The organism is Pseudomonas sp. TH41 (genome assembly GCF_016650695.1).
In the GTDB taxonomy this organism is placed as follows: Bacteria; Pseudomonadota; Gammaproteobacteria; order Pseudomonadales; family Pseudomonadaceae; genus Aquipseudomonas.
This window is the reverse complement of the sequence record NZ_JAEKFH010000009.1, coordinates 272,779-282,395: the sequence shown is the minus strand read 5'-3', so window position 1 is coordinate 282,395 and position 9,617 is coordinate 272,779. Positions and strand designations below refer to the sequence as shown.

Sequence of the window (9,617 nt, the reverse complement as noted above, 5' to 3'; positions counted from 1 at the left end):
GTGATTCAAAACCATGACTTTTCGTAAACCATAGAGCAGGTGGCAAGTTAGATGAACAAAAATAATAAGATCTGCCATGCAAACCTCCGCAAGGGGTTGCTGACTTCAGCCATCCTGGCGGGTCTGGGCATAACACCGGCACACGCACTGGAAATCAACACAGGGAACGAAGACCTGGCGGTTCGCTTCGACAACACGGTGAAGCTCAACTATGCCCAGCGGGTGGAATCAGCCAATAGCAAATTGGCCAATTCCTGGAACAACAATGACGGGGATCGCAACTTTTCCTCCGGCAGTGCGGTTTCCCAACGCATGGATGTGCTTTCTGAACTGGACGTCGTTTACAAACAGAAGGCCGGCTTTCGCGTCAGCGCCAACACTTGGTACGACCATGCTTATGACGATGTCGGCAGCAACAATGCGTCGACCAATCAGCTCAACAGTGGTGTACCGGACTCCCGACACCAGAGCGGTTACACCGATCGTTATTACAATGGTCCGTCTTCCGAAATTCTCGATGCCTTCGTGTTTGGCAGTACAGAAGTCGGTGATGAGTCGCTGCTCAGTGGCAAGGCAGGCAAGCACACCCTCTACTGGGGGGAGAGTCTTCTGTCCTTTGCCCATGGCAACAGTTATGGGCAATCCGGACTTGATATTTCCAAGGCGCTGGCGGTACCCGGAACGGAAGCCAAAGAGCTGTTTATTCCGCGCAATCAGTTGTCCGCGAGCTTCACGCTCAACCCGGAACTGACCCTCGGCGCGCAGTATTTTCTGGATTGGGACGCCGCGCGGCTGCCGGAATCCGGCACCTACCTTGGCTTTAACGACGGCATCCAGAATGGCGGGCACAATCTATCGTTGATCGGTGCACAGAACCCTCGCTTTGGTACGCCCGGCCCATTGGGCGCCAATCAGTTTTTGCGGCTCAACAACGGTCACACGTTCACCCCAGACAAGCACGGTGACTTCGGTTTGATGGCCAAGTGGAGCCCTGAGTGGCTGCAAGGCACCCTCGGTTTCTACTACCGCAAAACATCCGACATCCTGCCGAACCTGGTCTTGCAGCCAACCGCAGTAGGTCCTGCGCAACTGATCTCCGGCAACATCGGCAGCTACAACCAGTTTTACGTCGATGACATCGATATCTACGGCCTCAGCCTGTCGAAAAGCATCGAAGGTGTCAGCGTCGGCTTCGACTTGAACTATCGCCACAACATGCCGTTGGCCAGTGTGCCGGCAACGGTCAGCCCGGCGGCCGGGGCGGCCGGTTTGCCAGGGTTTATCAGCAGTTTTGACGGTGAAAACGGCGTGGCCCGTGGCAACACGGTGCATGCGGTGCTTAACGGTCTGACCACCTTTGGCGACACGCCGGTCTGGGACAGTTCGTCCTTGCTGGTTGAGCTCGCTTACAGCCGCTGGCTGGACGTCACCGACAACAAACAGCTGTTCAAGGGCGAAGACTGGTATCACGGTGTCGACAAGGTCAGCAAGGACAACTACGTCCTGGGCGTCAACTTCAACCCGACCTGGTATCAGGTGTTCCCCGGCATCGATATGTACTTGCCGGCCACCTACAACGTCGGGCTTTCGGGCAACTCGGCTGTTCAGCTGGGGGGTAACAAGGACTCCGGCAGTTATTCGGTGGGTGTCGGCATGGACGTGCACAACCAGTATCGGTTCGACCTGAAATACGTGGATAACTTTGGTCCGTTCGACACCTGTGGCTCAGCCGGTGGTGCGAGCGCTCAAGGCCAAGGCGCTGCACCGGGTGCCAACGGCCAGTACAACTGCGTACCGGGGCAGACCACTGCCTTTGGCGGTACTCAGCCTCAGCTCAAGGATCGGGGCATGGTCACTTTGACGTTCAAAACGACCATTTGATCGAAGTCTTTGCTTGATAGCAGGAGTCACTCATGAAGTTCGTCAACACGCTTTTGTTCACTGCCTTGACCGTTGCCATCGCCGGCGCGGCACACGCAGCCGTCTCTCCGGGAGAAGCGGCAAAACTCGGCAGCAGCCTGACAGCCGTCGGCGCTGAAAAGGCCGGCAATGCCGACAACACCATTCCGGCCTATACCGGCGGCATCACCACGCCGCCAGCCAGTTACCAGTCGGGCAGCTCTTTTCGTCCAGACCCTTTCGAGGCCGACAAGCCGCGTGCGGTCATCGACGGCAAAAACGTCGGTCAATTCGCCGACAAACTGACCGCGAGCACGCAGGAATTGCTCAAGCGTTATCCGACGTTCCGGGTCGATGTGTTTCCGACCCATCGCAGCGTTGCGCTGCCTCAGCGCCTGCTGGATAACACCGCGAAAAACGCAGTCGGCACCAAAACCCTCGAGGGTGGTGTAGCGCTTGAAAACGCGTTGCCGGGCGTGCCGTTCCCGATCCCGAAAGATGGCTACGAGGCCATGTGGAACCACCTGCTGCGTTATCAGGGCTACGCCACCAATTTCAAATACGACTCCTGGAACGTCGACGGTGCCGGCACGGCGATTCTGGCCACCACCGGTAATGCGTATCTCGAATACCCGCTCTACGATCCCAAGCGTACAGAGCCGGCGAAAGAGAGCGATCTGTTCTTCAAGACCAAACTCTATTACCAGGCCCCGGCCCGCCGCGCAGGCGAAGCCATCCTGGTGCAGGATGCGGTCAACCCTCTGAAAATGGAGCGTCGTGGCTGGCAATACCTGCCAGGTCAGCGCCGGATCAAACTCGCGCCGGACATCGCTTACGACACGCCAAACCCCGGCTCGGCCGGTGCCTCGACCTATGACGATGCCTGGGTATTCAACGGCGCCATGGACCGTTACGACTTCAAACTCGTCGGCAAGAAGGAAATGATCATTCCTTACAACACCTACAAGCTGAACTATCACAAGGAAGCGGCGGACATCACCACGGCGCACCACGTCAATCCCGATTTGGTGCGTTGGGAGCTGCACCGCGTGTGGGTCGTCGAGGCCACGCTGAAACCGGGCAAACGCCACATCTACAGCAAGCGCACCTTCTACCTCGACGAAGACAGCTGGATCGCCCTGGCTTCGGATGAATATGACGCCAGCGGCAAGCTGTACCGCGGCTCCTTCGCACACCTCGCTTACAGCTATGACGTGCAGGCGCCGAACTCCGACAACCACATGATTTATGACTTTGTCTCCGGCAGCTACAACATCACCGGCATCTACGGCCCGTATGGCGGCATCAAGTACATCGATCCGCTTTCGAAAGCGCAGTGGGCACCTGAATCACTGGCCGGTACGGGTATTCGCTAAGCCATAAACGCGGGTATTTTTTTGTCGCCGGCAGTGTGTCCTCGCACTGTTTGGCGGCTTTTTTCCGAGTGAACCTCATGAATGCATTTAGATGGATAACGCTCACTGCGCTAGCCGTGGCATTGGCCGTGCCATTTACCAGAGCCGTGGTCGCCGCGGATTTTGTCGACCCGCTGTCGAGCCCGGCGATTCAGAGTGAAAAAGCCGTTAATGGAACGTTCACCGGGGTGGCCCGTGCGGGTAAGCGAGTGATTGCTGTGGGCCAGCGCGGCCACATTTTTATTCCGATGATAACGGCGTTCATTGGCATCAGGCTGAAGTGCCGGTGAGCTCCGATCTGGTGGCGGTGCAGTTTCCGAGCCCGACCCAGGGCTGGGCGGTCGGGCACGACGGCATTGTGTTGCACAGCGACGACAACGGTGAAACCTGGAAACGCCAGCTCGATGGACGTCAGGTAGGGCAGATCATGCTCGAACACTATCAGCGGCAAGCGGTGCCGGATGATGCGTTATTAGCCGAAGCCCAGCGAATGATCGACGAAGGGGCGGACAAACCCTTTCTGGACGTGTGGTTCTCTGATGACAAAACTGGCTACGTCGTCGGCGCGTTCAACCTGATTTTTCGCACCGAAGATGGCGGGCAGACCTGGGCTCCGCTGATGGAGCGCACCGATAACCCGGGCGCCCTGAACTTCTATGGGATGCATGCAATCGGTGATGACCTGTTCATCGTCGGCGAACAAGGCCTGGTGCTGAAACTGGACCCGGTAACGCAACGCTTCGTCAACGTTCCCACGCCTTACAGCGGTAGCTATTTTGGCATCACCGGCAAACCGGGCGTCGTGCTTGTTTTTGGTCTGCGGGGCAATGTTTACCGCAGTGCTGACCAAGGAGCGAACTGGGACAAAGTTGAATTGAGTGTGTCCTCAAGCATCACCGCGAGTACGGTCACGGAAGATGGACGAATCATCCTGGTCAGCCAGGCGGGGCAAGTGCTGGTCAGTTCTGATGACGGCGTGACCTTCACGCAAACGCCACAACAACGCCTGGGGCCTGCTGCTGCGGTGCAGGCAACCGGGTCTGGCTCGGTGGTGGTCGCAGGCGCTCAGGGCTTGCGCCAGTTGCCCTACCAATGAGCCCACTTCACACAATAAAAAGAGACGAGCCACGTCATGGGTAATTACAACCTCGATACGATGCCGGTGATCCGAGAGCTCAAGGGCTTCGATGCACGCTCCGGCAATTTGCTTGAACGCCTGATTTTCAATAACCGTCTGCTGGTGGTGCTGACTTGCCTGGTCGTCACCGTGTTGCTGAGCTATTTCGCGGCCACGCGGCTGACGCTCAATGCCAGCTTCGAAAAGATGATTCCGCAGAGTCAGCCGTACATCAAAAACTACCTGGAAAATCGCCAGTCCTTGCGCGGTCTGGGCAACACGGTGCGGGTGGTGGTGGAAAACGCTGATGGCGACATCTACGACCCGAAGTACCTGGACGTGCTCAAGCAGGTCAACGATGCCTTATTCCTGACCCCGGGCGTGGACCGGGCCTGGATGAAGTCATTGTGGACGCCCGCCGTGCGCTGGACGGAGGTCACGGAGGAGGGCTTTCGTGGTGGCCCGGTCATGCCGGACTCCTACGACGGCTCGGCCAGTGGCGTCGAGCAATTGCGCTTGAACATCGCGCGTTCCGGGATTATCGGCAGTCTGGTCGGCAACAACTTCAAGTCGAGCATGATCGTAGTGCCGTTGCTGGAGAAGGATCCCGTTACCGGCGCCGCCATCGACTATCACCAATTCTCGCGCATGCTTGAAGAACAACTACGCAACAAGTTCGAGTTCGCCGACAGCAACGCAACGCACAAGGCCGGTGAAGAGGGCAAAGGCCCGATCAAGATTCGTGTGATCGGTTTCGCCAAACTGGTGGGCGACCTGATCGATGGCCTGCTGCTGATCATGCTGTACTTCGGCGCCGCCGCGCTGATCGCCACTGCCATCATCTACTTGTTCACCCGCTGCGTGCGCAGTACCGCGTTGGTGATTCTGTGCTCGGTGGTGGCCGTGGTCTGGCAACTCGGGCTGATCACTTTGTTCGGTTACGCGCTCGACCCATTTTCGATTCTGGTGCCATTCCTGGTGTTCGCCATCGGCGTATCCCACGGCGCGCAGAAGATGAACGGGATCATGCAGGACGTCGGACGCGGCACCCATCAGCTGATCGCTGCGCGCTACACCTTTCGCCGTCTGTTCCTCGCCGGGCTCACCGCGCTGCTGGCCGATGCCGTGGGCTTCGCCGTGCTGATGCTGATCGATATTCCGGTGATTCAGGACCTGGCGGTCACCGCGAGTATCGGCGTGGCAGTGCTGATCTTCACCAACCTGGTGCTGTTGCCGGTGTTGTTGTCCTACTGCGGCGTCAGCCCGAAAGCGGCGGCGCGCAGTTTGCGTCAGGAAAGCAAAGAGCTGAAGGGCAAAGGGCTGGGCAGTCTGTGGAGTCTGCTTGACCGCTTTACCGAGCGTCGCTGGGCAACGGTGGCGGTGGTGGTGGCCGGGCTGCTGGCGGTAGGTGGCTTCATGGTCAGCACGCATTTGAAGATTGGCGATCTGGACCCTGGCGCACCCGAGTTGCGCGCCGACTCGCGTTACAACCGCGACAACGCCTACATCACGGCGAACTACTCGCTGTCCAGCGACCAGTTTGCGGTCATGGTCAAAACGCCCAGCGAAGGCTGCCTGAAGTACGAAACCCTGGTGGAGGCAGACCGCCTGGGATGGTTGTTACAGCAGCAACCCGGTGTGCAAACCACTGTGTCGCTGGTCAATGCCGTGAGGCAGATTACCGCCGGTTCCTACGAGGGCAACCCGAAGTGGCTGACCATCGCCCGGAACCAGAACGTACTGAACTACGGTGCGCAGCAGGCCTCGGTGAACAACCCCGAATTGTTCAACAACGACTGCTCAATGATGCCGGTGATCGCTTATCTCTCGGATCACAAGGCCGAAACCCTCGATCATGTGGTGAAGATTGCCGATCAGTTCGCCCGGGAGCATAGCAATGGCGATCGCCAGTTCATGCTCGCTGCCGGCAGCGCCGGGATCGAAGCGGCGACCAACATTGTTGTGCGCGACGCCAACCGCACCATGCTGTTCTACGTGTACGGCGCGGTGATCGTGTTGTGTTTCATCACCTTCCGCAGCTGGCGCGCGGTGGTGGTGGCGGTCGTTCCATTGATGCTGACGTCGATTCTCTGCGAAGCGCTGATGGTCTGGCTGGGCATGGGCGTCAAGGTCGCGACCTTGCCAGTCATCGCACTGGGTGTCGGCATCGGTGTTGACTACGCGCTGTACCTGCTCAGCGTCCAACTGGCGCAACAACGTGCCGGTCTGTCGTTGACCGAAGCCTACAAAAACTCCGTCGCGTTCACCGGCAAAGTGGTGGCGCTGGTCGGCATCACCCTGGCGGCAGGTGTCATTACCTGGGCCTGGTCGCCGATCAAATTCCAGGCGGACATGGGCATCCTGCTAACGTTCATGTTCATCTGGAATATGATCGGGGCGTTAGTATTAATTCCTGCGCTATCGCATTTCTTGCTCCGACGCGCACCCTGAAATGCAGCAAAAAAAGCCCGGCACGCAATACGCTGCAGGGCTTTTGGTTTGCGGCGGCTGAGCAAAGCACCAGAGAGGATGCGAGTCCGAAAACGGACTGTTGAGCATCCCTTCGGGACGCTCAAACAATGGATGGGGGCGACGCACTTCCTGACGCGAAAGTTGGCCGGGGTGAGTACGGAGATGAGCTTGAATGTGCTCGCCTACAACTTGAAACGGGTCATGAAAATCATCGGTACCCATCACTTGATGAAGGCGCTAACGGCCTAAACACCGGCCTGTTTTTACGTGTCCCGATGATCTGGCGCGTTGCTGGGGCGGTTTAGCTCATCAGGAAGGGACATCGTGCCTTGATCAGGCTACGAAGCCGGACAGCCACTCAGCCTTGAAGTCGAAACGGGATCTAGCGTTTTTACACACTCTGGGCCGATCGCTGCCTGTCCTGGAGGGCCGCTTTCGATCCAAGTCTGACATTGACGTCCCACATATTTACGCGGTTTAGTATTCACTCTTTATTTTTCGTAAACGTGATGGTAGCAATCGAATCATGGGGTAGTGCAACAGGCCCGTTTTTGCTGAGAATTGCTAAATATCTCTCGCCGGACTGGATAATGCACCCGTCGAGCTTTGTTGTTGACGTGTTCGCTGTCTTAAGATCTAGGATAACCCACTCAATTGATTGACCAAACGTATACGTCTCCCAGTTTCTCGGGCCACAAACATTATAAAAATTCACAGCTCTATCTCTTCCATATGAGTAAGAGATTGAAATTATTGTAATTAATAACAGTAGCCAAAGACAAAGATCACGACAATTATTAAGAGCGACTTACCCAGCGCAATCCACTTTACTTTCGTTCTCGATTGCTGGTGATCTGGTTTCTTTGGCAGCAGTGGCTTACTCAGTCTTGAGATTTTTCCGCTTAGCCGACGCAAAATGTTTGGAGCCAAGAAGACCGTGGCGGTAAACAAGGCGCTGGCAACGATGATTAGATAAAAGGATGCTGGTATGAGGTAGTCAAGTGTAAATGGCTCAAGTCCTCTGGATAGTGTTTCAGCGACACTCAGCGGAAACAATTCATTTGCCAGACCAAAGTATCCAAGATACCCCCGATGCGCTGCATCGCCGGATAAATACAGCAACCCAGTAAGCGCGGCAATCAATAGGGCAGACAGTTCGATCTGCGAGCCAGCTGGTTTTTCCCCTTGCTGGAACATATGAAACTCCGATGTAAAGACGACTGGACGTCTAGCCGCATACTAAAAGTCGAAAAACGCTGCCGGGTGTTTGGCCGGAAGTCGCTAAAAGCAGGTGAAGCTGCTTCAGCATAGATTACCCCCTAGATCGCTGCTTAAAGTCTCATTGGGGATCTTGATCTGTGCTAACGCGACAAGTACAGCCGCAGGGCTGCAGTTATGCTGGTTTCTTATGATTTTTTCACTTTCGAGTGAGCGCTGCTGGCCGACTTCTGCCATTCGCAAGGGGCCGATTTCGACCCCATTGCTGACATTTGTGATCGCTAAAATCAGCCCGAAGAAGTCCCCCGATGAGCCCAAAAAATCAAGAGCGATTCACGCACTCAATGGCAAATCATCGGCATGCCTGAATAGACCCAGTATGCCGAGGCTATGATGCCGCAGACCCAGGCAGCGGCCTGCCAACGTCCGCTTTGCCGGAACCACCTCACGAGAAAGTTTGTCATCACCGTTACGCCGCCGCTCTGCGGACACCGGCGACCGCATAACAAATGCCGACGAAATAGACGAGGATGCTGAGTCCCTGCGCGGCGAGCCACAGGTTCTTTCCGACCTGCACGGGTTCGAAATAGAAGTTTGGCCAGATCTTGTTGCCGACGTAAAAACCCACGCCGGCAGCCACGAGTTCGGCGATCAGGCCGTATGCGCAAAGTTTGGCCGCGATGCGTTCAAGGCCGGAAACGCTGTGCGCCGCGCCTTGGCGGATCGTGGCCAGATAGCACAACCCAATAGCAAGCATACCAAGGCTGCCGGTTTTGAGCGTCATCTCGGCCAGGACGGCAGGGCAGCCCCACCACAGCGTGACGTTCTTCAGGAACACTGGGCCAACATCTCCCTGCTGGGCGCCGACCATGTAGTGCAGGATCGGAATGAAACCGACTGCAAATCCGGTGATGAACAGGCCAAGACCCCAGCGGATGAATGTCCAGCCCAATTCAGCGGGCGTGACGGTTGCTTCGTCACTGCGCATAGCCAATGTTGCGTTGCTCATATGAATGTCTCCTGTTGCAAAGGGATAGCCGGAAATGGTCTGGATTCAGGTCGCGTCATGACCTGTCGGTACGGTCAAAGCAACGGGCACTAGGGTCGAATGGCGAACGATTGCGCCTCCGCCTGGCAGTCACGTTGCGGTTTCAGACCTTTTGCGCGTACCGCAGCGAATTCCAACCTGGCGATCTCCAGGTCGGAGCGAAAGACAGGATCAGCGTGTAAACGAGCGACTGCGGCCGCGCCGATGATGCGCCCTGCATCGACGTCGCTCTGCCAGTGCACATTGCAAATCACCCGGCTTTGTCCATAGGCAAAACCACGTGCCAGAAGGGCATCAGTACGCTCAGGTGCTATCTCGGACAGTATCAGTGCACATGCCCAGCCGACGGCGCTGTGCCCGGACGGGTAGGAACCATCTTTTTTCAATGGCTCCGCGTCCGGTGCGTTCCCAGCCAAAAGGATCGGTGATTCACGGACTACCTCATTTA

6 protein-coding genes and 2 pseudogenes are annotated in these 9,617 nt (G+C 56.9%); 5 read left to right on the top strand and 3 right to left on the bottom strand.

Annotation, left to right across the window (positions count from 1 at the left end; translation table 11 throughout):
- The first annotated feature begins 51 nt into the window (after positions 1-51).
- The 5 genes and pseudogenes from JFU37_RS30490 to JFU37_RS30470 form a co-directional block, all read left to right on the top strand.
- Complete coding sequence (locus JFU37_RS30490; RefSeq protein ID WP_201120926.1) at positions 52-1,881, top strand: DUF1302 domain-containing protein; 1,830 nt, start codon at positions 52-54, stop codon at positions 1,879-1,881.
- Between the two features lie 32 nt (positions 1,882-1,913).
- Complete coding sequence (locus JFU37_RS30485; protein ID WP_201117135.1) at positions 1,914-3,275, top strand: DUF1329 domain-containing protein; 1,362 nt, start codon at positions 1,914-1,916, stop codon at positions 3,273-3,275.
- A gap of 77 nt (positions 3,276-3,352) precedes the next feature.
- A pseudogene (locus JFU37_RS30480) lies at positions 3,353-4,410 on the top strand (WD40/YVTN/BNR-like repeat-containing protein).
- A gap of 36 nt (positions 4,411-4,446) precedes the next feature.
- Positions 4,447-6,882, top strand: a complete 2,436-nt coding sequence (locus JFU37_RS30475) for an efflux RND transporter permease subunit (protein WP_201120925.1) — start codon at positions 4,447-4,449, stop codon at positions 6,880-6,882.
- Positions 6,883-6,936: 54 nt separating this feature from the next.
- Positions 6,937-7,152 (top strand): annotated as a pseudogene (locus JFU37_RS30470) (transposase); the annotation flags it as partial.
- A 510-nt stretch (positions 7,153-7,662) separates the two neighbouring features.
- On the opposite strand, the gene JFU37_RS30465 reads toward JFU37_RS30470, so the two are convergent.
- The 3 genes from JFU37_RS30465 to JFU37_RS30455 all read right to left on the bottom strand — a co-directional run bounded on the left by JFU37_RS30465 (position 7,663) and on the right by JFU37_RS30455 (position 9,555).
- The gene (locus JFU37_RS30465) at positions 7,663-8,100 is read right to left on the bottom strand and encodes a hypothetical protein (RefSeq protein ID WP_201120924.1); all 438 of its coding nucleotides are present in this window, start codon (positions 8,098-8,100) and stop codon (positions 7,663-7,665) included.
- Between the two features lie 490 nt (positions 8,101-8,590).
- Positions 8,591-9,130, bottom strand: coding sequence for a hypothetical protein (locus tag JFU37_RS30460; protein WP_201120923.1), 540 nt, complete (start codon positions 9,128-9,130; stop codon positions 8,591-8,593).
- Between the two features lie 89 nt (positions 9,131-9,219).
- Positions 9,220-9,555 carry an acid phosphatase gene (locus JFU37_RS30455; RefSeq protein ID WP_274609970.1) on the bottom strand — a complete coding sequence of 112 codons (336 nt, stop codon included), beginning with the start codon at positions 9,553-9,555 and terminating at the stop codon, positions 9,220-9,222.
- Positions 9,556-9,617 lie beyond the last annotated feature (62 nt).

Coding starts and splice junctions, on each gene's coding strand:
- JFU37_RS30460 (WP_201120923.1), bottom strand. CDS start 9,130: ATGAGCAACGCAACATTGGCTATGCGCAGTGACGAAGCAACCGTCACG.
- JFU37_RS30465 (WP_201120924.1), bottom strand. CDS start 8,100: ATGTTCCAGCAAGGGGAAAAACCAGCTGGCTCGCAGATCGAACTGTCT.
- JFU37_RS30475 (WP_201120925.1), top strand. CDS start 4,447: ATGGGTAATTACAACCTCGATACGATGCCGGTGATCCGAGAGCTCAAG.
- JFU37_RS30490 (WP_201120926.1), top strand. CDS start 52: ATGAACAAAAATAATAAGATCTGCCATGCAAACCTCCGCAAGGGGTTG.
- JFU37_RS30485 (WP_201117135.1), top strand. CDS start 1,914: ATGAAGTTCGTCAACACGCTTTTGTTCACTGCCTTGACCGTTGCCATC.